This window comes from Streptomyces sp. AN091965 (assembly GCF_022698285.1).
Lineage (GTDB): Bacteria > Actinomycetota > Actinomycetes > Streptomycetales > Streptomycetaceae > Streptomyces.
The window spans coordinates 2,380,772-2,400,297 of the sequence record NZ_JALDMY010000001.1; the positions used below are offsets into that span (position 1 = coordinate 2,380,772).

Here is a 19,526-nt window from a genome sequence, read left to right on the forward strand (position 1 = left end):
CTTCACCGAGGCGAGGTCCCCATGGCTGTCACGGACGAGGCCATCGAAAAGATCAAGGGCATGATCGTCTCGGGTGCGCTGCGCCCCGGCGACCGCCTCCCCAAGGAGAGCGAGCTGGCCGCCGAACTCGGCCTGTCCCGCAACTCGCTGCGCGAGGCGGTGCGCGCGCTCTCCCTGATCCGCATCCTCGACGTACGACAGGGCGACGGCACCTACGTCACCAGCCTCGATCCGCAGCTGCTCCTCGAAGCCCTGAGCTTCGTGGTCGACTTCCACCGCGACGACACGGTCCTGGAGTTCCTCGCCGTACGCCGCATCCTGGAGCCCGCCGCGACGGCGATGGCGGCCGCGCGGATCAGCGAGGCGGAACTGGACGCCCTGACGGAGCAGTTGGACGCCCTCGGCGCCGCGCCGTCCGTGGAGGAGCTGGTGGCCTGCGACCTGGAGTTCCACCGCGGCATCGTCCAGTGGTCGGGGAACTCCGTCCTGTGCTCGCTGCTCGACGGCCTGTCCGGGCCGACGACGCGGGCCCGCGTCTGGCGCGGCCTCACCCAGGAGGACGCGGTCAGCCGCACGCTGCGCGAGCACCGGGCGATCCTCGGCGCCCTGCGGGACCGGGACGCGGAAGCGGCCAGGTCCTGGGCGACCGTGCACATCGCGAGCGTGGAGCAGTGGCTGCGCTCCACCCTCTGAACTCCGGGCTCCGCGGCCGAACCGGGCACGGCAGGAGTGAGGCGCGATTGACCTGGGCAGTGATCCGGCACTCGGCGCCGCCGGGGGGCTGCGGAGGCCCCCGCGGGACGCCGTAAGGTTGGGGCGTACTTAGCGGAGAACGTCGGAAGGAGGCCTGGGTGATCGAGCTCGAGGGGGTACCCGAGCTGATCGACCCGGTCATGGTGGCCGCGTTCGAGGGCTGGAACGACGCCGGCGACGCCGCCTCCACCGCGGTCGCGCATCTCGACAAGGAGTGGAAGGGCGAGGTCTTCGCGGCACTGGACGCCGAGGACTACTACGACTTCCAGGTCAACCGCCCCACGGTGTGGCTGGACGGCGGCGTGCGCAAGATCACGTGGCCGACGACCCGGCTCTCGGTCGTCCGCGTCGGCGGCGAGAAGCCGCGCGACCTGGTCCTGGTCCGGGGCATCGAGCCGTCCATGCGCTGGCGTTCGTTCTGCAACGAACTCCTCGGCTTCGCCCACGAGCTGGGCGTCGAACTGGTCGTGATCATGGGCGCGCTGCTCGGTGACACCCCGCACACCCGGCCGGTCCCGGTCAGCGGCGTCACCTCCGATCCGGACCTGGCGCGCAGCATGGACCTGGAGGAGACCAAGTACGAGGGCCCGACGGGCATCGTCGGCATCCTCCAGGAGGCGTGCACGCACGCGGGCGTGCCCGCGGTCAGCCTGTGGGCGGCCGTGCCGCACTACGTCTCGCAGCCGCCGAACCCGAAGGCGACGCTCGCGCTGCTCAACCGCCTGGAGGACCTGATCGACCTCAGGATCCCCCTCGGCGAGCTGACGGAGGACGCGCGCGCCTGGCAGCTGGGCGTCGACCAGCTGGCGGCCGAGGACAGCGAGGTCGCCGAGTACGTGCAGTCCCTGGAGGAGGCGCGGGACACCGCGGAGCTGCCGGAGGCCTCGGGCGAAGCCATCGCCCGCGAGTTCGAGCGCTATCTGCGGCGGCGCGACGGGGGCGGCCCCGGCCAGGTCGGCGGGGTGGCGTCGGAGGGCGAGGGCGCGGCCTATCTGCGGGACGCCCCGAGCGAGCGCACCCGCCCGCCCAAGCCGCAGCCGCGCCCGGACACGGGCCCGGAGTCCGGCACCGGCACCGGCTCTGGCTCCGGCACCGGCTCCGCGGCGAAGCCGTCGGCAGAGGACAAGGCCGAGGGCGAAGGCAAGGGCGAGGGCGAGGACAAGCCCGACGGCAGGACGGGCGACGCGTCGGCCGACAAGCCGACCGACAGGCCCGGCGACAGGCCGGTCGGCGCCACGGGCGCCGCGCCGGAGGACGGCCCGGCCACTCCGGACCCGGCCGCCTCGGACCCGACCGCCTCGGACACGACGGCCTCGGACACGACGGCCTCGGACCCGGCCGCACCGGACACGGCGGAGCCGGACGCCGAGCCCGGGGATTCCTCCGAGGACTGAGCGGCCGCGTCCCCGGACGCACCAGCCCGCCCGGCAGCAGGAAGGGGCGGCACCCGCGCGGGTGCCGCCCCTTCGTGCGCTCCCACCCCATCCGTCTCGCGACCTTTGGCCGGTTTGCGGCGTGACATGGGATTGTCGATGAATTGCACACGGTTCCCCTATCAACTTCTGTTCAAACGCAGTTGAGGGAAAGGGGTCTGGACGTTCCGGCCGAGCGGTAGCAGGGTGTGCAGCGACCGAACGCCCGGGGTGCGGCAACCGAAGGGAGCGGTGAAGCGATGACCGACCAGGTGCGGCAGGGCGACGATCCGGGAGGCAGTGGCCCTGGACCCGACGGAGCGGGATTCACCTATCGGGCGACCGAGCAGGAACTCATCGTCGTCGCACGGCCGGAGGCCCGGCTGCGCGCCCAGGAACACGGTGTCCGCTCGGCGACAGGCGCCGACCTCTCGGCCCTGAACATGTTCCTCAGCGACGAACAACTCACCCTGGAGCCGCTGTTCGGCAGCGAGGACCGGCTCCAGGCGGCAGCGGCGGGCACCGTGGACGACGTGCCCGACCTGACCCTCTTCTACCGGGTGCGCGGCAGCGAGGACCGGGCTCCGGAGCTGCGCGCGCGGATCGCGGCGCTGCCCGGCATCGACACGGCGTACGTCAAGCCCGGTGCCGTCCCCGCCACCCTCGGCGCGATCGGGCAGCAGGGCGGCGGCAGCGAGCCCGACGAGGGCCGGCGCCGCAAGGAAGGCGCTCCGGTCACCCCCGACTTCACCGGCCGCCAGGGCTATCTGCGCCCGGCCCCCGAGGGCGTGGACGCGCAGTGGGCCTGGCAGCGGCTCGGCGGCGGCGGTGACGGCGTGACCGTCATCGACATCGAGGGCGCCTGGCAGCTCAGCCACGAGGACCTGTCCGCGCGGCTCGCGGGCGTGGTCATCGGCACCCCGGTCCAGGACCTGTCCTGGCGCAACCACGGCACGGCCGTGATCGGCGTGATGGGTGGCGACCGCAACTCCTTCGGCGTCACCGGCATCGTGCCGGACGCCGTGACGGCGGCCGCGTCCTTCCTGCCCAGCGGCACGGCGGCGACCATCCACGCGGCCGCGGACCGGCTCGCGCCCGGCGACGTCATCCTCATCGAACTGCACCGGCCGGGACCGAGGTTCGACTTCGAGGACCGCGACGACCAGCGCGGCTACATCGCCGTCGAATGGTGGCCCGACGACTACGCGGCGGTCCGCTACGCCACCGCGAAGGGCATCGTCGTCGTCGGGGCCGCGGGCAACGGCGCCGAGTCGCTCGACGACGCCCGCTACGAGCGCCGTCCGGACGAGTTCCCGTCCTGGTGGCGCAACCCGTTCAACCCGTCGAACCCGTCGTCCGACGCCGTCCTGGTCGGCGCGGGCGCGCCGCCGCCCGGTACGCACGGCCGCGACCACGGCCCGGACCGCTCGCGCCTGGCGTTCTCCAACTACGGGGCGCGCGTCGACGCGCAGGGCTGGGGCCGCGAGACCACGACGACCGGCGGCTTCTGGAACCAGCCGGGCGACCTCCAGGGCGGTGTGGAGGAGATCGCCTGGTACACCGACACGTTCTCCGGCACGTCGTCGGCGTCCCCGATCGTGGTCGGCGCGCTCGTCTCGCTGCAAGGCATGCTCAAGGCGGCGGGCCAGCAGCCGATGACGTCCCCACGCGCGCGTGCGGTCCTTCGGGCGACGGGCTCGCCGCAACAGGACGCGCCGGGCCGCCCGGCGTCGCAGCGGATCGGCAACCGCCCCGACATCAAGGCGGCGGTCACCAAGCTGCTGCCGTCGGCGGTGGGCTCGGGCCGCGCCGAGCGCTACTGGGACGAGCTGCTCCCCTATCCGCCGGAACTCCCGCCACGTCTGCGGCTCTTCGTGGCCGGGGAGTGGCGCAACCTGAACCATCCGACCCCGGAGATCCGCCAGGCGGTGCACTCCGCCTTCGCGGGCGGATCCCCCGACGTCCGTGTCTGGTTCTCGGACGACGAGGTCGTCGGCCTGGTCGTCACGGGCTGAACACCACGGCAAGCGCACGGCAAGCGCACGAAGCACGGCAAACGGACCGACCATTGACGGAAGGTGGCACCCGCATGAGCACCACCCCGCAAATGAGTCAGCTGGGCCAGCAGTACGGTCAGCAGCCCCCCGGCTCGCAGCAGTACGGCCAACAGCAACCGTTCGGCCAGCAGCAGCCGTTCCAGCAGCAGCAAACCCAGCAACAGCCGTTCGCGCAGCAGCCCTTCTCGCAGCAGCAGTACGGCCAGCAGCCCTTCGGCCAGCAGGGCCCGAGCACCGCGCCGCCGCAGATGGGTCAGCAGGGCCAGATCGGCCAGCAGCGGCCGTTCGGGCAGCAGGGCCAGCAGGGCCAGCAGCAGCCGTTCGGCCAGCAGGGCATCGGCCAGCAGATGCCGGGTCAGCAGGGCATCGGCCAGCAGGTCCAGGGCCAGCAGATCCCGCCGCACCTGCGCCAGCAGATGCAGCAGCTCGGCCAGCAGCAGCCGTTCCAGCAGCTGCTCCAGCAGCTCGGCCAGCAGCAGGTCCCGCAGGCACAGGCGCCCACGATCTCCACCCAGGCCCTGTCGGGCAACGTGGCGGAGAGCTTCTGGGACGTCATCCAGCCGCTGCCCGGCCAGGCCACGCTGCTCTATCTGCACGTGGACGGCGACTGGCGCGTCTTCATCAACCCGCTCGACCGCACCCGCGACCAGGTGCAGGAGGCGTTCGCGTACGGGCAGCCGGTCATCGGCTACTACGACACCAACAACCCGGGCATCCTGCTCGCCATCGTGATCACCAGGTGATCCGTACGGCGGGCGTCTGAGGCACCGGTGAGACGGCGGCGCCGGGCGGAGTCCTTCCCGCCCGGCGCCGCTCGCGGCTGTCCGCGTGGCCTACAGGGCCACGTCGGCGTGCTTACAGGGCCACGCCGAGCAGGGCGTCGACGGCGCGCGACACCACGCCGGGCGCCCCCTCGTCCGTGCCGCCCTCGGCGTCCTGACGGGCGGCCCAGCGGTCCACGGCGGCGAGCGCGGCGGGCGCGTCCAGGTCGTTGGCGAGGGCCTCGCGCAGCTCCTCGACGAGGTGCTCGGCCGACGGCCCGTCCGGCCGGGACACGGCGGCACGCCAGCGCCCGAGGCGCTCGACGGCGTCCTGGAGGGCCTGGTCGGTCCACTCCCAGTCGGCGCGGTAGTGGTGGGCGAGGAGCGCGAGCCGGATGGCGACGGGGTCGACCCCGTCGCGCCGCAGCTTCGACACGAACACCAGGTTGCCCTTGGACTTGGACATCTTGGCGCCGTCGAGCGCGACCATCCCGGCGTGGACGTACGCCTTGGCGAAGGGGTGCTCCCCGGTCAGGGCCTGGGCGTGCGACGCGCCCATCTCGTGGTGCGGGAAGACGAGGTCGGAGCCGCCGCCCTGCACGTCGAAGCTCATGCCCAGGTGGTCGAGGGCGATGGCCACGCACTCGATGTGCCAGCCGGGCCTGCCGCGGCCGAGCGAGGCGCCGTCCCAGCTGGGCTCGCCCTCGCGGGCCGCCATCCACAGCATCGGGTCGAGCGGGTTCTTCTTGCCGGGCCGGTCCGGGTCGCCGCCGCGCTCGGCGGAGAGCAGCCGCATGGCGGCGGCGTCGAGACCCGACACCTCGCCGAAGTGCGGATCGGCCTCTACGGAGAAGTAGACGTCCCCTTCGAGCTCGTACGCGGCACCCTGGTCCCGCAGCCGCTCCACGAGGGGCACGATCCCGGGTATCGACTCGACGGCGCCGACGTACTCCTTGGGCGGGAGCAGCCGCAGGGCGGTCATGTCCTCGCGGAACAGCGCGGTCTCGGCCTGCGCGAGTTCCACCCAGTCCTTGCCGTCGCGGTTCGCCCGCTCCAGGAGGGGGTCGTCCACGTCGGTCACGTTCTGTACGTAGTGCACCTGCCGCTTGGTGTCGAGCCACACGCGCTGCACGAGGTCGAACGCGTTGTAGGTCGCCGCGTGACCCATGTGGGTCGCGTCGTACGGAGTGATGCCGCAGACGTAGAGACGGGCGACGGGACCGGGCTCGAGGGTGACGAGGCCACCGGTCGCGGTGTCGTGGATCCGGAGGTCGCGGCCCTTGCCAGGCAGGACGGGGACCTCAGAAGCGGGCCAGGCATACATGCCATGAGCCTAACCGGATGCACCGTCCACATACGACCCCGGGGACCATCCCCGGTCCTCCGTCCCCGCGGAACCGCCTACACCGGCGGCCAGGGAATCGCAGGCCACTCCCCCGAAGGCGACGGATGCCGCCCCGCGGCGAGCAGCGCGTCCACCCGCTCCCGGGTGGCCTCCACCTCGGCCGCGGTGAGCAGCTCCGCCAGCCGCGAGGCCAGCGCCCCCTCCGCGGCGAGAGCCTCCCGCAAGGCCCCCAGAGCGGCGACGGCCTCATCCGTGAGCTTCTCCCCCGCCCACCCCCACAGCAGCGTCCGCAGCTTGTCCTGCACGTGGAACGTGACCCCGTGGTCGATCCCGTACAGCCGCTCCGCGGCCCCCACGATCAGATGCCCGCCCTTGCGGTCCGCGTTGTTGATCACCGCGTCGAGCACGGCGAGCCGCCGCAGCCGGGTGTCGTCCGCGTGCACGAGCAGCGCCGTGCGGCCCTCTGCGACCTCGGCGAACCCGACGGCCTTCCAGCCGTCCCCGGGCTCCTCCCCGTCGACGAGGGCGAGCAGCTCCGCGCCCTCGGCGGCGTCGCCGGGCGAGTCGATCCACAGCTGGACCATGCCCTCGCCGTAGGGCCCGTCCCGCAGCACCGTGGGCGGCACGAGCCCCCAGCCCAGCGCCTCGGAGACCTCGTACGCGGCGACCTCGCGCTCGGCGAGCGTGCCGTCGGGGAAGTCCCACAGGGGCCGCTCCCCGGCGACGGGTTTGTACACGCAGGACACCGAGGCGCCGTCGTGCGCGACCGAGCAGTACAGCACCGCGTTGGACGCCTGCCGGATCTGCCCGCGCACGGTCAGCTCACCGCGGGTGAGCAGCTCCGTGGCGGTCAGGCTCCCCGCCGGTATCCGTTCTGGCGCGGGCATACGTGTCCTTCCGGGTCGAGCGGCAGGCTGCACAGCGGGCACGGCGGACGCCCGGCGTTCACGACGTCGAGGGCACGCTTGGTGAAGGCTCTGGCCTGCACCCCGGTGAGCCGGACGCGCAGCATCGGCGGGCCGTTCTCCTCGTCCTGCAGGAGCCTTTCCTCGGCCTCCGCGAGGTCCTCGTCGGAGTCCGCGTCCAGCTCGACGAGGGCCTGCGCCTCCACGATCATCCGTTCGGCCTCGCCGTCCCAGGCCAGGGCCATCGTGCCGACCCGGAACTCCTCCTCGACGGGCGAGTCGAGCGGGGCGCTGTCGGCGACCTCGGTGGGCGCCACGGCGGGCACCGCCGCGCTGCCCCCGCTCCGCCGCACCACCTCGTCGAGGAGTTCTTCCATGCGTTCGGCGAGGGCGGCCACCTGGGTCTTCTCCAGGGCGACGCTGGTCACTCGCACTCCGGCGGACGCCTGGAGGAAGAAGGTACGCCGCCCGGGAAGACCTACCGTTCCGGCAACGAAGCGTTCCGGCGGGTCGTAGAGGAACACCTGACGGGGCACGTCCTGTCTCCATTGGAATCGACTGCATGTTCTTGGCGCGTGCATGTTCTTGGCGCGACAACTGCACTGAACCCTACTGCGGGCGACGATCACGGTCATCGCGCGTCTCACGGTGCGCCGGTGTCTCCCCCCACCTGAGCATCCCCGCTCGCCGGCTCGACGCGCGGGGCCAGGGACCCGAAGTCCCCGGTGTCCCCGAGGCGGACGAGGAAGGGGCGCAGCCGTGTGTAACGGATCGCCGTGATGGAACACGGTTCTACGGAGATCCGCTGAAAGAGGTCGAGATGCAGTCCGATGGCGTCGGCGACGAGGGACTTGATGATGTCACCGTGGGAGCACATGAGGTACACGGCGTCGGGGCCGTGGTCGCGCTCCACGCGCGCGTTCCACTCGCGTACGGCCTCGGCGGCGCGGGTCTGCATGGCGCGCAGGGACTCGCCGCCGGGGAAGGCGGCGGCGGACGGGTGCTGCTGGACGACCTCCATCAGCGGCTCGTCGGACAGCTCGGCCAGCTTGCGGCCGGACCAGTCGCCGTAGTGGCACTCACCGATGCGGTCGTCGGTGTGGACGGTGAGGTCCGGGCGGGCGGCCGCGAGCGGCGCGAGGGTCTCCCGGCAGCGCTGGAGGGGGCTGGTGACGGCTTCGGCGAGCGGCAGCGCGGCGAGGCGTCCGGGCAGCGCGGCGGCCTGTCGCGCGCCGCGCTCGTCGAGGGCGACACCGGGGGTCCACCCGGCGAGCAGGCCTGCGGTGTTGGCCGTGGAGCGGCCGTGCCTAACGAGGATCAGCGTGGGCATGCGGGTCAGCCTAAGCCGCCGAGCGGGTGCGGCAGCAGTGCTGCTTGGGAAGAATGCCCAGCGTGATCGTCGACTGTGCCATCTACCAGCACGGGCGCCGGACCGAGGGCCCGGCGGACTTCTCCGACGCCCTGGACGAGGCGCGCGCTGCGGGGGACGCCTTCGTGTGGATCGGCGTGCACGAGCCGACGGAGGACGAGTTCGACCGGGTCACCCAGGAGTTCGCGCTGCATCCGCTGGCGGTCGAGGACGCCCTCAAGGCGCACCAGCGGCCGAAGCTGGAGGTGTACGAGGACTCGCTGTTCATGGTCCTGAAGCCGGTGGTGTACGAACCGGAGAGCGACACGGTGTCGTCGGGCGAGCTCATGATCTTCATGGGGGACTCGTTCGTGGTGACGGTCCGGCACGGCGAGGGCGCGCCGCTCGGCAGCGTACGGCACCGACTGGAAGCGGAACCGGAAGTCCTGAAGCACGGCCCGACGGCGGTGCTCTACTCCATCGCCGACGCCGTCGTGGACCACTATCTGGAGGTCGCCGAGGAGCTCCAGACGGACCTGGAGGTCCTGGAGGCGGAGGTGTTCTCGCCGGACAGCGGCGGCTCGCGGAACTCGGCGTCGCGGATCTACCGGTTCAAGCGCCAGATCCTGGAGTTCCGCCGGGCCACGGGGCCGCTCGCGATGCCGCTCTCCCGGCTCGCCGGGGTGGGCCCGCCCGGCCGCACCGTGCCGTACGTGAACGAGTCGGCGCAGCCGTATCTGCGGGACGTCAGCGACCATCTGACGCGGGTGAACGAGTCCGTGGAGGGCCTGGACCGCCTGGTGACCGACATCCTGTCGGCGCACCTGGCGCAGATGAGCGTCCGGCAGAACGACGACATGCGGAAGATCTCCGCGTGGGCGGCCATGGCGGCCGTTCCCACGATGATCGCGGGTGTCTACGGCATGAACTTCGAGCACATGCCCGAGCTGGCCTGGTGGTGGGCGTACCCGGCGGTGATCCTGCTGATGGCCGTTCTGGAAGTGGTCCTGTACCGGACGTTCAAGCGCCGGGGCTGGCTGTAGCCCCACCACGCGCGCGTGGCGGGCCGCGCGCCCGCGCGAGGGGCCTGTGCGGGGCGGTCAGGCGAATTCGGGTGCCGTGGTCGCGGGACCGCCCAGGGCGTCGCGCCGCTCGGGCATCCGCAGGCTCACCATCTTGCGCCAGCCGCCGACGCGTTCGTACGCGTACAGGGCGTGGATGCCCGCCGCGAGGGCCCTGGCCTTCGTGGGCGTCCAGCCGAGGACGCGGCCCATGCGCTCCATGACGGCGAGGCTGACGTCGCGGTAGATCCGGATCTCGACGTGCGCGGTCTCCTGGAGCGTGCGCTGGATGGCTCGGCCGTGGCCCGCGTACGCGAAGCGGAGCAGCTCCTCGTGGCAGTAGGCCAGGTGGTTGTCCTCGTCGTTCGAGATCATCTTCACGGCCTTGCCGATCTCCGGGTGGTCGGCGAAGTGCTTGCGGAGCATGACCATCTGGTCGGCGGCCCGCTGCTCGGTGACCCGGCTGTGCGCCAGGTACGTGATGATGTCCCGCTCGGTCAGCGGCACGTCGGCGCGGAGCTTGTCGTGCGCGAGGCCGATGCCGTGCTTCTCCAGGAGCATCGTGTAGTCGGTGTCGTGCGGGACCTCGCAGGGCTCCAGGCCGCGCTTGCGCAGGAGCGCCTGGAAGATCCGCCCGTGCTTGTCCTCGTCGGCGCCGTGCCGGGTGATCTTGGGGGCGAGGGCGCGCTGGCTCTCGGGCACGAGGGCGGCGATGCGCCCGTTCTCCCAGCCGCCCTGGGACTCCCCGCTGGCCGCGATGGAGCAGAACAGCCGGAACGACTCGTCGTTGTCGACGATCTCCCCGAAGAGACTCTTGGCCGAAAGCATCCCAGGCACCTCCATGCCGTCACGCACACACGGACTTCCGCAAAGAACGAGTCAAATGCGGAGTGCGGGAGTAGGCAACAGCTGTATGGGCCAGCTCCGCCGAACGAAGGAGTTCGGCGGGCCGAACGGAGCCGTAACCGGAGGGCTCGTCGCGGCGTTGTGCTCCGTGACGGCCGTGGCGGGGAAGACCCCCCGAGCCCCCACCACGGCCGCAGAAATCGTCAGGCCACCCCGGCCCGCTCCAGGGCCTCGGTGCCCGCCCGCAGCGCGGTGAGCCGCTCCTCGAGCGTGAAGCCCGCGGGCGACAGGGTGAGGGTGGTGACCCCGGCCGCCGCGTAGGCCCGCATCCGGTCGGCGATCCGGTCCACGGAGCCGAGCAGCGACGTCGAGTCGATGAGCGAGCGCGGCACGGCGGCGGCCGCGCCGTCCTTGTCGCCCGACAGGTACTTCTCCTGGATCTCGGCCGCTTCCTTCTCGTAGCCCATGCGGCACGCGAGCTGGTTGTAGAAGTTCTGCTTGCGGCTGCCCATGCCGCCCACGTACAGCGCCGCGTACGGCCGGAACATGTCGGCCAGCGCGTCGATGTCTCCGTCGCCGTCCTTGCCGACGGCCAGCGGCAGCGTCGGCACGACGTCGAAACCCTCCATCGTCTTCCCGGCCTTCTCGCGCCCGGCCCGCAGGTGCTTGAGAGCGGTCTCCTCCAGGTGCTCGGCGGCCGGGAAGATCAACAGGGCGCCGTCGGCGATCTCGCCCGTCTGCTCCAGGTTCTTGGGGCCGATCGCCGCGATGTACAGCGGGATGTGCTCGCGCTGCGGGTGCACGGTGAGCTTGAGGGGCTTGCCGGGGCCGCCCGGCAGGGGCAGCGTCCAGTGCTCGCCCTCGTACGACAGGCGCTCGCGGGTCATCGCCCTGCGGACGATCTCGACGTACTCGCGCGTGCGGGCCAGCGGCTTGTCGAACTTCACGCCGTACCAGCCCTCGGAGACCTGCGGGCCCGAGACGCCGAGGCCCAGACGGAAGCGGCCGCCGGACAGCGAGTCGAGGGTGGCCGCCGTCATCGCCGTCATCGCGGGCTGCCGGGCCGGGATCTGGAAGATCGCCGAGCCGATGTCGATGCGCTCGGTCTGGGCCGCGACCCAGGACAGCACGGTGGCCGCGTCCGAGCCATAGGCCTCGGCCGCCCAGCAGACCGCGTAGCCCAGCTTGTCGGCCTCCTTCGCGACGGTGAGGTTGTCCGCGTCCATCCCCGCGCCCCAGTAGCCGAGGTTGATCCCGAGCTGCATGGCCGAATCCCCTTACTGATGAGTAACGTCCCTGTGCCGGGGACTGTAGCGCGCGGCCGTGCGATCCGTCAGGGGCCGACCGCGCGGGTGCGCCCCGGTCGGCGCCGCGGGTCCGCCCCGGTGGGGCCCTTGGGGGGCATCAGGTTGTCCACACCCGCGCGTTTGTCCACAGGCATGCCCTGCGTGGAGGCATGGCCAGTAATCTCGCGCCATGGAGCAGAGGCATCTCGGCCGCACGGGTCTGCGCGTGTCCCGGATCGGGCTCGGCACCCTCACCTGGGGCCGCCCCGAAGAGACCGGTGAGAACGACGCCGCGGACCTGCTGAAGGCCTTCTGGGAGGCGGGCGGCACCCTCGTCGACACGGCCGACGTGTACGGCGACGGCGAGGCCGAGTACCTCCTCGGCCGCCTCGTGGAGCGGCTCGTGCCGCGCCGCGACCTGGTCATCGCGACCAAGGCGGGCAGCGTGCCGGACCCCGACCGCCGCTTCGACTGCTCGCGCGGCCACCTCCTGTCGGCGCTCGACGCCTCCCTCGCCCGCCTCGGCACCGACTATGTGGACATCTGGCAGGTGCACGCCTTCGACCCGGAGACGCCGCTGGAGGAGACGCTCCAGGCCCTGGACATCGCGGTCACCAGCGGCCGCGCACGGTACGCGGGCGTGTCCAACTTCAGCGGCTGGCAGCTCGCGAAGGCCGCGACGTGGCAGCTGGCCGTCCCCAGCGCCCGCACCCGCCTCGCCAGTACGCAGATGGAGTACTCCCTGCTCCAGCGCGGCATCGAGCGCGAAGTGCTGCCCGCGGCGCTCGACCTGGGCGTGGGCCTGCTGCCGTCGTCGCCGCTCGGCCGCGGCGTCCTGACCGGCAAGTACCGGCACGCGACCCCCTCGGACTCGCGGGGCGCCTCCGAGCAGTTCGCGCCCTTCGTCGCGCCGTATCTGGACGAGGCGGCGAGCCGTGTCGTGGACGCCGTCGCCATAGCGGCGGACGGGCTCGCCGTGAGCCCGCTCCAGGTGGCGCTCGCCTGGGTGCGCGACCGCCCCGGAGTGACCGCCCCGATCGTCGGCGCACGCAACGCGCAGCAGCTCACGGCGGCGTTGTCAGTGGAGACCCTTAGTCTTCCTGACGAGATCTGCCAGGCGCTCGACGACGTGTCGGCGCCCGTGCACCGCTACCCAGACCAGGACTGGAGCACGCTGTGAGTACGGAGTCCGCTGCCGCGGAGGTTGCCGAGCCCGAGGCCCCACAGGCCGCGGCGGAGCCCGAGGCCGAGGCCGCACCGGAAGCCGACGCCACGCCGGAGGAGGCCGCCGCGCCGACCGAGGACGCGGAGGCCGACGCGACCGGGACGGACGACGGGCCCGAGAGCGCGGCGGACGCCGAGGGCAAGGCCGAGGCGGGGAGCGAGCTGTCCGAGGCCGAGGCCGAGCTGGCCGCCCAGCGGGAGCTGCGGCAGCGGATCGAGGAGCGCAAGGCCGCCAAGGAGGGCCCGCTGGAGGCGGGCGCCAAGCTCCAGGGCACGGCGGCTGACCTGCTCGCGGCGGTGCGGGCGGTGGAGAGCGGGGAGAAGCCCGTGGCCTCCGCGTTCCGCGAGCCCCAGCCCGTCGCGCCGCGCAGGCCCGCGCCGGAGCCGGTGCGGCGCCCGGCCCCCGAGGCCCCCGCGGCACCGGCCGAGCCCGCGGGGGAGGCCGTCGCCGCGGTGGCGGCGGTGCTCGCCGAGGGCGGCGCGCCCGGCGCGCTCGCGCCCAGGGCGGCGGCCGCGCTCGGCGAGGGTGCCGACGAGCGTCTGCGCGAGGACCCCTGGCAGTTGCTGCGCCTCCCCGGGGTGCGGCCCGAGCAGGCCGACGGCTTCGCGCGGGCGCTGCTCGGCGACGCGTGCGGACCCGGGGACGAGCGCCGGGGCCGCGCCCTGACGGTGTGGCTCCTGGAGCAGGCCGCCCTCGCGGGGCACACGGCCCTCGACGCGGCCGCCCTCACCGCGGCTCTCGGGCAGCGCGCCGTGCCGGACCCGGAGGAGGCCGCGCAGGGCGCCCTCGCCGAGGGGGACGTGCTCGTCTTCCAGGACGCGCTGGAGGACGCCCCGCAGGAGGCCCCGGCCCCCGCCCCGGGTGACGAGGGTGCCGAGTCCGAGGCGGAGGCAGCTGCTCCGGTCCGTGTCCTGTTCGGCCTCGAGCGGTACGCGATGGCGGAGGAGAGCCTCGCCGACGGCCTGGCCCGCGTCATCAACTCCCTGCCGAAGGACGACGGTTCGGGCCCGGGCGCCGAGGCCTGGGAGTCCGCCGCGGGCGCGGCGTCCGGCTCCGCCGCCGAGCTGATCCGCGCCGTCGCCGCGCACGGCCTGGTGCTGCACACCGGCGGCGAGGCGGCACGGGCCGAGCCCGCCGCCCTGGTGGCTGCGGCGCGCTCGCTCGGCCTGCGGGTGTGCGCGGCCGCGCACACGGCGGACGGGCAGCGCCGCCTCGCCGAGCAGGCGGGCACCGGCTCGGACGACGGCGAGGGTGAGGGCTGCGCCGTCACCGTGGCCGGGCTCCTGTCCGGGCAGCAGGGGCCCGGACGGGACGCCGACGGCGCCCTGGCCGTGGACCTCCTCGTGGTCCTGGACGCGCCGCAGCTGGACGTGGAGGCGGCGGCCATGCTCGTCGAGTCGCTGCCGGACGGCGCCCGCCTGGTGCTCAGCGGCGATCCGGGCGTGCTGTGGTCGGCGGGCCCCGGCCGGGTCTTCGCCGACGTGCTCGCGGCCCGTGCCTGCCCGCAGATCGCCTCGCGCACCCCGGATCCCGGGCCCGTCGGGGAGCTGGTGTCCGGCATCGGCGTCGGCGAGCTCACCGAGGTCGCAGCGCCGGACAAGGAAGTCGTGATCGTCCCGGTGCGCGACGCCGCGGACGCGATCCGGCGCACGGTGCAGCTCGTCGCCGACTCCGTGCCCCGCGCCATCGGCGTGCCCGCCGAGCACACGCAGGTCATCACGCCGGGCCACGGCGGAGCCGCGGGCACCCGCGCGCTGAACGCGGCGCTGAAGGAGCGGCTGAACCCCGGCCCCGGCCGCTTCGGCGGCTTCGACCCGGGCGACCGCGTCGCCCACGCCCCGGTGCCCGGCCGCACGGCGCTCGGCCGTGTCGTGCGGGCCGACGCGGAGGGCCTGCACCTGGAGTGCGACGGCGCCCCCGTGGTCGTGGCGAAGGAGCGGGTGGAGCAGAGCGTGCGGCACGCCTGGGCCGTCACCGCGCACCAGGCGGCCGGCCGCCGCTGGCCCGCCGCGGTCGTGGTGCTGCCGGGCGACGCCGCCGCGGCCCTGACCCGGCCCTGGGTGTACGCGGCGTTCAGCCGTGCCGAGCGCCATCTGTCGGTGGTCCAGGGGGTCGCGCAGGCCCTGCCCCAGGCGGTCGCGGAGCGCCCGGCCAAGGAGCGCACGACCCGGCTGCGCACGCTGCTGCGGCCGCAGCTGCCCGAGACGGACTAGGAAGCACGCGCACGCCCCCCCGGCCGGGTCACCGCCGGGGGGCGTCCGTGTGTCCGCGTACGGCTCCGCCGCAGGGGCGCGAGCAGCCGCGACGAGGCCTGAGGCGTCGCGGCCCGGGGCGAAGCGGCCTGGGGCGACGGAGCCTGAGGCATCGAGGCCGGAGACGCCCGGGGCCACCGGTGGGGCGCACCGGCACAGCCCTCAGGCGGGCTCGCCGCGCTTGCGGTCGACGACCTCCACGTCGTCGAGCGCCACGACCTCGTCCGGGTCGTAGTCGAGCTCGCCGTCCAGGTCGGGATCGGCCGGATCCGAACCGTCGTCGGCGTCCTCCAGGCCGTCCGGCTCGTCGTCGAAGACCGCGCTGACGTCGAAGCGGCACACGACCCGCTGGGGGTCGCTCTGGTCGAAGGGGGCCTCCAGCCACTCGCCCGCCTCGGCGGGCTCGTCCAGGGCCGTCACCCACAGCGTGGAGTCGCCCTCCTCCAGGCCGAACTCCTTGTGCCGGGAGGCGATTTCGTCTGCTTCGAACTCGCCGAAGAGCAGGCCGATGGCGCCGGGCAGCGTGCCCGCCTGGCGGTCGTCGTCCGTCGCGTCCTCGTCCGCGGCCTCGACGCGCGCGGCCTGGGCGAGGAGTCGCTGCGGCTCCGCCACCGCGTAGTCGCGCCGGATCAGCACGCTCAGGGCGGTCGGCTCCGCGGGGCCCTGGTACGGCGGCAGGCTGTCCTCCCCGCCGGGGATCTCGAAGGGGGTGACCTCGTCGTAGCGGTCGTAGAGCAGCTCGTCGTAGGCCTCGGCGGCGGCGGCCAGCTCGTTGAACGCGTCGTAGACGTCCGGATCGTCCTCGCCCGACCTGCGTTCGACCGCGGCGAGATGGCGGTCGAGCGCGGTCTTGACCGCCTCGGCGGCGGCGCGTACCTCGGCAGCGGTGGGCTGCGCAGCATCAGACATAGTGCAGACGCTATCCGTACCGGGCCCGTGCCCGCACAATAGATGCGATGCCGGAATACGAATTTGTCGATGTGTACGTTCCCCGCGGGGTCTCCCGCAAGGAAGCCACACGTCTCCTGACGGACCACGCAGAGTACGGACACTGGGAGTTGGACCGCCTCAGCCTGCACGCCGACGGCAGTCGGCGGGTGCGGCTGCGACGGCGCATCATCCGCCAGGCAAGGGCCACTTGGTGAGCCGTCACGGGCGGGTGGTGTGAGCAGGGAGAGGGCCCCGCGATCGCGGGGCCCTCTCCCTGCTCACACCACCTCAGGCACGTGCCTTGCGGTACAGGACCGAGCCCGCGAGCAGCATGCCCGCGCCCATCGGCAGGGCGATGCCCGCCGACAGGGGGCTGCCCGTCTCGGCCAGCTGGTCCTTGCCCTCGGGCGGGGTGAGGACCTGGGCGTCCGGCAGGTTCGGGGTGTCGACGGAGTGCGGCGTGCCGGGGTGGGCCGGGACGTCCGCGCCGGGGTGACCGGGTCCGCCCGGTCGGTCGGGCTTGACGGGTCCTTCCGGCTGCCCGGGGTGGCCGGGCTTTCCGGGCTGACCAGGCTTCCCCGGGTGACTGGGCTGTCCGGGGTGGTCGGGCTTCACCGGTCCCCCCGGCTGACCGGGCTTTCCGGGCTGGTCCGGCTTACCGGGCTGGTCCGGCTTACCGGGCTGGTCCGGCTTCCCCGGGTGGTCGGGCTTCACCGGCCCCCCGGGCTGGTCGGGGTTGCCGGGGTGGCCCGGCTGCGTCGTACCGCCGCCCCCCTCGTTCGCGCAGTCGTTGCCCGTGACGGCGTTGCCCGCGCCGCCGATGGTGACGCTGTTGCCGCAGACGTTCACCGGGGCGTACACCGGCGCCTGCACGGTGTTGCCGGAGCCGATGCCGGGCGAGTCGTGCGTACCGCCGTGGGCCGACGAGCCGCCCCCCGAGGGCTGCTCCCCGTAGCCACCGCCGTGTCCGTCGCCGTAGCCGCCGCCGTGACCGCCGCCGTGACCGCCGCCGTGTCCTGGCGAGCCGGACGAGTTCGTACAGCTGTTGCCGATCGCGGGATTCAGCGCCCCCACCACGTTCACGGTGTTTCCGCACGCGTTCACGGGAGCGTGTACGGGCACCTGCACCGAATTGCCCGAAAGGACCCCGGGGGAATTCGAACTGGCACCATTCGCATTCGAGTCGGCGTGGGCGTAGCCGCTGGTGACCGCGAGTACGCCACCGGCGGCCGCCGCGGTGATCAACCCTTTGCGCGTGACCTGTCGCATTGCTTTCCCTGCCTTAGCTTCCGGAAATGCGCACGGGCCTCGTCGCGCCGTGCGCTCAATGCCCGCGGCCCCGGAGTGCATGGCACGCACTCCGGGGCCGATGGACTCAGACCCTCATTGGGGTGGCGCCCCCCTCAAGGGGCGAGGCACAGCAACGTCACTTGTTGACGCAGTAGTTGCCGAAGGCGGGGTTGAGCAAGCCGATCACCGAGATGGTGTTGCCGCAGGCGTTCACCGGCACGTGCACGGGGATCTGCACGACGTTGCCGGAGGCGACGCCCGGGGAGTGCACGGCGGCGCCCTGCGCGCCGGCGTCGGCAGCGGCGACGCCCGCACCGGCGAGCACCAGGCCGCCGGTGGCAACCGCGGCGGCGACAACCTTCTTGATCATTGTTCCTCCTAGTTGGCAATGCGGTCCCAGCCGCGGACCGCACCACCTGTAACGAGGAGGCCATAGGACGGCTACGAGCGCCGGACTGCTTTCACTCTTTTCAGTCCAATACGCACGCGCAGCCGATTATTGGAGTTTCGTTTCGGCTTATTGACTGGATAAACGGGACGACGGCCGCGCCCGTTACGACGCGTCGATGAACCGGTCGAGCACGCGCACGCCGAACTTCAGGCCATCCACCGGTACCCGCTCGTCCACGCCGTGGAACATGCCCGCGAAGTCCAGCTCCGGCGGCAGCTTGAGCGGCGCGAAGCCGAAGCCGCGGATGCCGAGGTCGTCGAAGGACTTGGCGTCCGTACCGGCCGAGAGCATGTACGGGACGGCGCGGGCGATGGGGTCCTCGGCCTGGAGCGCCAGCTGCATGGCGTCCACCAGGGCGCCGTCGAAGGTGGTCTCCAGGGCCTTGTCCGCGTGCACGTCCTCACGCCTGACGTTCGGCCCGAGGATCCGGTCCAGATCGGCCAGGAACTCCTCCTCGTACCCCGGCAGGAAGCGTCCGTCGACGTGCGCGGTGGCCTGCCCGGGGATCACGTTGACCTTGTACCCGGCGCCGAGCTGGGTCGGGTTCGCGGTGTTCTGGAGCGAGGCGCCGATCAGCTTGGCGATGCCGCCGAGCTTGGCGAGCGTCTCGTCCATGTTCTCCGGGTCGAGCTCGGTGCCGAGGGCGTCGCCCAGCTCGTCGAGGAAGTGCCGCAGCGTCTTGGTGACGCGGATCGGGAACTTGTGCCGCCCGAGCCGTCCGACGGCCTCGGACAGCTCCGTGATCGCGTTGTCCTTGTGGATCATCGAGCCGTGGCCCGCGGTGCCGTCCACGGTCAGCTTCATCCAGTGCATGCCCTTTTGGGCCGTCTCCACGAGATACAGCCGCAGCTTCTCGTTGACGGTGAAGGAGAAGCCGCCGACCTCGCTGATCGCCTCGGTCACGCCCTCGAAGAGGTCCGGGTGGTTGTCCACCAGGTACCGCGCCCCGTACGTGCCGCCCGCCTCCTCGTCGGCGAGGAAGGCGAGCACGATGTCCCGGGGCGGCTTGCGGCCGCTGCGCAGCCGGTCGCGCACGACCGCGAGGGTCATCGCGTCCATGTCCTTCATGTCGACGGCGCCCCGGCCCCACAGGCAGCCGTCGGCGATCTCCCCGGAGAAGGGGTGGTGCGTCCAGTCCTGGGCGTTGGCGGGGACGACGTCGGTGTGGCCGTGGATGAGCAGCGCGGGCCGCGACGGGTCCTCGCCCTCGATGCGGGCCACCGTGGAGGCGCGCCCCGGGTGCGACTCGAAGATCCGCGGTTCGAGGCCCACCTCCGCGAGCTTCTCCGCGACGTACTCGGCGGCCTTGCGCTCCCCCGGCCCCGAGTGGTCGCCGTAGTTGCTGGTGTCCATGCGGATCAGGTCCCGGCAGAGGTCGACGACCTCGTCCTCACCGGACACGGCCCCCGCCACCCTGCCGCCCGTGGTCGGCTCGCTCACGCTGTTCCTCCCGCTGTCGCACTCTCGGTCCCTCCCATCCTCCCGCGCCGACCGTCAGGGCCCAAGGGCGGGCGGCGCTCGTCATACGCCGTTCACGCCCATGACCTGCGTGATCAGGCACCCCCGAATGTTTGCTATGGTTTTCCACGTCGCCGCGGGAAACC

Annotated in this window: 18 protein-coding genes; 8 read left to right on the plus strand and 10 right to left on the minus strand. The window is 72.9% G+C overall.

All coding sequences use genetic code 11. The features are described from left to right. The first annotated feature begins 21 nt into the window (after window positions 1-21). From MQV74_RS09660 to MQV74_RS09675, 4 genes are all read left to right on the plus strand, one after another. A complete protein-coding gene (locus MQV74_RS09660; RefSeq protein WP_242715836.1) occupies window positions 22-693 on the plus strand; it encodes a FadR/GntR family transcriptional regulator in 672 nt (223 codons plus the stop codon). A 158-nt stretch (window positions 694-851) separates the two neighbouring features. Continuing rightward, entirely contained in the window at window positions 852-2,147 is a 1,296-nt protein-coding gene (locus MQV74_RS09665; RefSeq protein WP_242715838.1) for a PAC2 family protein, read from the plus strand. 278 nt (window positions 2,148-2,425) lie between these two features. Then, complete coding sequence (locus MQV74_RS09670) at window positions 2,426-4,180, plus strand: S8 family peptidase (protein ID WP_242715840.1); 1,755 nt, start codon at window positions 2,426-2,428, stop codon at window positions 4,178-4,180. Between the two features lie 74 nt (window positions 4,181-4,254). Then, the gene (locus MQV74_RS09675; RefSeq protein WP_242715842.1) at window positions 4,255-4,965 is read left to right on the plus strand and encodes a hypothetical protein; all 711 of its coding nucleotides are present in this window, start codon (window positions 4,255-4,257) and stop codon (window positions 4,963-4,965) included. A gap of 112 nt (window positions 4,966-5,077) precedes the next feature. On the opposite strand, the gene mshC is transcribed toward MQV74_RS09675, so the two are convergent. The 4 genes from mshC to MQV74_RS09695 all read right to left on the minus strand — a co-directional run bounded on the left by mshC (window position 5,078) and on the right by MQV74_RS09695 (window position 8,563). Beyond that, window positions 5,078-6,307, minus strand: coding sequence for a cysteine--1-D-myo-inosityl 2-amino-2-deoxy-alpha-D-glucopyranoside ligase (gene mshC, locus MQV74_RS09680; RefSeq protein WP_242715844.1), 1,230 nt, complete (start codon window positions 6,305-6,307; stop codon window positions 5,078-5,080). A 77-nt stretch (window positions 6,308-6,384) separates the two neighbouring features. Further along, on the minus strand, window positions 6,385-7,215 hold the full coding sequence (locus tag MQV74_RS09685; protein WP_242715846.1) for an SCO1664 family protein: 831 nt from the start codon (window positions 7,213-7,215) through the stop codon (window positions 6,385-6,387). Next, complete coding sequence (locus MQV74_RS09690; protein WP_242715848.1) at window positions 7,179-7,769, minus strand: DUF3090 domain-containing protein; 591 nt, start codon at window positions 7,767-7,769, stop codon at window positions 7,179-7,181. Before MQV74_RS09690 ends, MQV74_RS09685 begins: the two co-directional genes overlap by 37 nt. A gap of 107 nt (window positions 7,770-7,876) precedes the next feature. Beyond that, window positions 7,877-8,563 carry a histidine phosphatase family protein gene (locus MQV74_RS09695; RefSeq protein WP_242715850.1) on the minus strand — a complete coding sequence of 229 codons (687 nt, stop codon included), beginning with the start codon at window positions 8,561-8,563 and terminating at the stop codon, window positions 7,877-7,879. A 62-nt stretch (window positions 8,564-8,625) separates the two neighbouring features. Between MQV74_RS09695 and corA the strand changes: the two genes are divergently transcribed. After that, window positions 8,626-9,624, plus strand: coding sequence for a magnesium/cobalt transporter CorA (gene corA / locus MQV74_RS09700; RefSeq protein WP_242715852.1), 999 nt, complete (start codon window positions 8,626-8,628; stop codon window positions 9,622-9,624). A gap of 57 nt (window positions 9,625-9,681) precedes the next feature. Here corA and MQV74_RS09705 read toward each other — a convergent pair whose 3' ends face one another. Beyond that, window positions 9,682-10,470, minus strand: a complete 789-nt coding sequence (locus MQV74_RS09705; RefSeq protein ID WP_242715854.1) for a ferritin-like domain-containing protein — start codon at window positions 10,468-10,470, stop codon at window positions 9,682-9,684. Window positions 10,471-10,691: 221 nt separating this feature from the next. After that, window positions 10,692-11,753, minus strand: a complete 1,062-nt coding sequence (locus MQV74_RS09710; protein ID WP_172387599.1) for an LLM class F420-dependent oxidoreductase — start codon at window positions 11,751-11,753, stop codon at window positions 10,692-10,694. A gap of 211 nt (window positions 11,754-11,964) precedes the next feature. On the opposite strand from MQV74_RS09710, the gene MQV74_RS09715 reads away from it, so the two are divergent. Together MQV74_RS09715 and MQV74_RS09720 are read left to right on the plus strand one after the other, a co-directional pair. Then, a complete protein-coding gene (locus MQV74_RS09715) occupies window positions 11,965-12,954 on the plus strand; it encodes an aldo/keto reductase (protein ID WP_242715856.1) in 990 nt (329 codons plus the stop codon). After that, the gene (locus tag MQV74_RS09720) at window positions 12,951-15,212 is read left to right on the plus strand and encodes a helix-hairpin-helix domain-containing protein (protein ID WP_242715858.1); all 2,262 of its coding nucleotides are present in this window, start codon (window positions 12,951-12,953) and stop codon (window positions 15,210-15,212) included. The genes MQV74_RS09715 and MQV74_RS09720 overlap by 4 nt, the downstream gene beginning before the upstream one ends. A gap of 201 nt (window positions 15,213-15,413) precedes the next feature. Here MQV74_RS09720 and MQV74_RS09725 read toward each other — a convergent pair whose 3' ends face one another. Beyond that, on the minus strand, window positions 15,414-16,160 hold the full coding sequence (locus MQV74_RS09725) for a hypothetical protein (protein WP_242715860.1): 747 nt from the start codon (window positions 16,158-16,160) through the stop codon (window positions 15,414-15,416). Window positions 16,161-16,207: 47 nt separating this feature from the next. Here MQV74_RS09725 and MQV74_RS09730 point away from each other — a divergent pair, with 47 nt between their 5' ends. Then, on the plus strand, window positions 16,208-16,396 hold the full coding sequence (locus MQV74_RS09730) for a DUF5703 family protein (protein ID WP_138958767.1): 189 nt from the start codon (window positions 16,208-16,210) through the stop codon (window positions 16,394-16,396). Window positions 16,397-16,469: 73 nt separating this feature from the next. On the opposite strand, the gene MQV74_RS09735 is transcribed toward MQV74_RS09730, so the two are convergent. From MQV74_RS09735 to MQV74_RS09745, 3 genes are all read right to left on the minus strand, one after another. Further along, complete coding sequence (locus MQV74_RS09735) at window positions 16,470-17,450, minus strand: chaplin (protein ID WP_242715861.1); 981 nt, start codon at window positions 17,448-17,450, stop codon at window positions 16,470-16,472. Between the two features lie 157 nt (window positions 17,451-17,607). Beyond that, window positions 17,608-17,841 carry a chaplin ChpH gene (gene chpH, locus MQV74_RS09740; protein ID WP_242715863.1) on the minus strand — a complete coding sequence of 78 codons (234 nt, stop codon included), beginning with the start codon at window positions 17,839-17,841 and terminating at the stop codon, window positions 17,608-17,610. A 183-nt stretch (window positions 17,842-18,024) separates the two neighbouring features. Next, entirely contained in the window at window positions 18,025-19,362 is a 1,338-nt protein-coding gene (locus MQV74_RS09745) for a M20/M25/M40 family metallo-hydrolase (protein WP_242715865.1), read from the minus strand. Window positions 19,363-19,526: the final 164 nt, after the last annotated feature.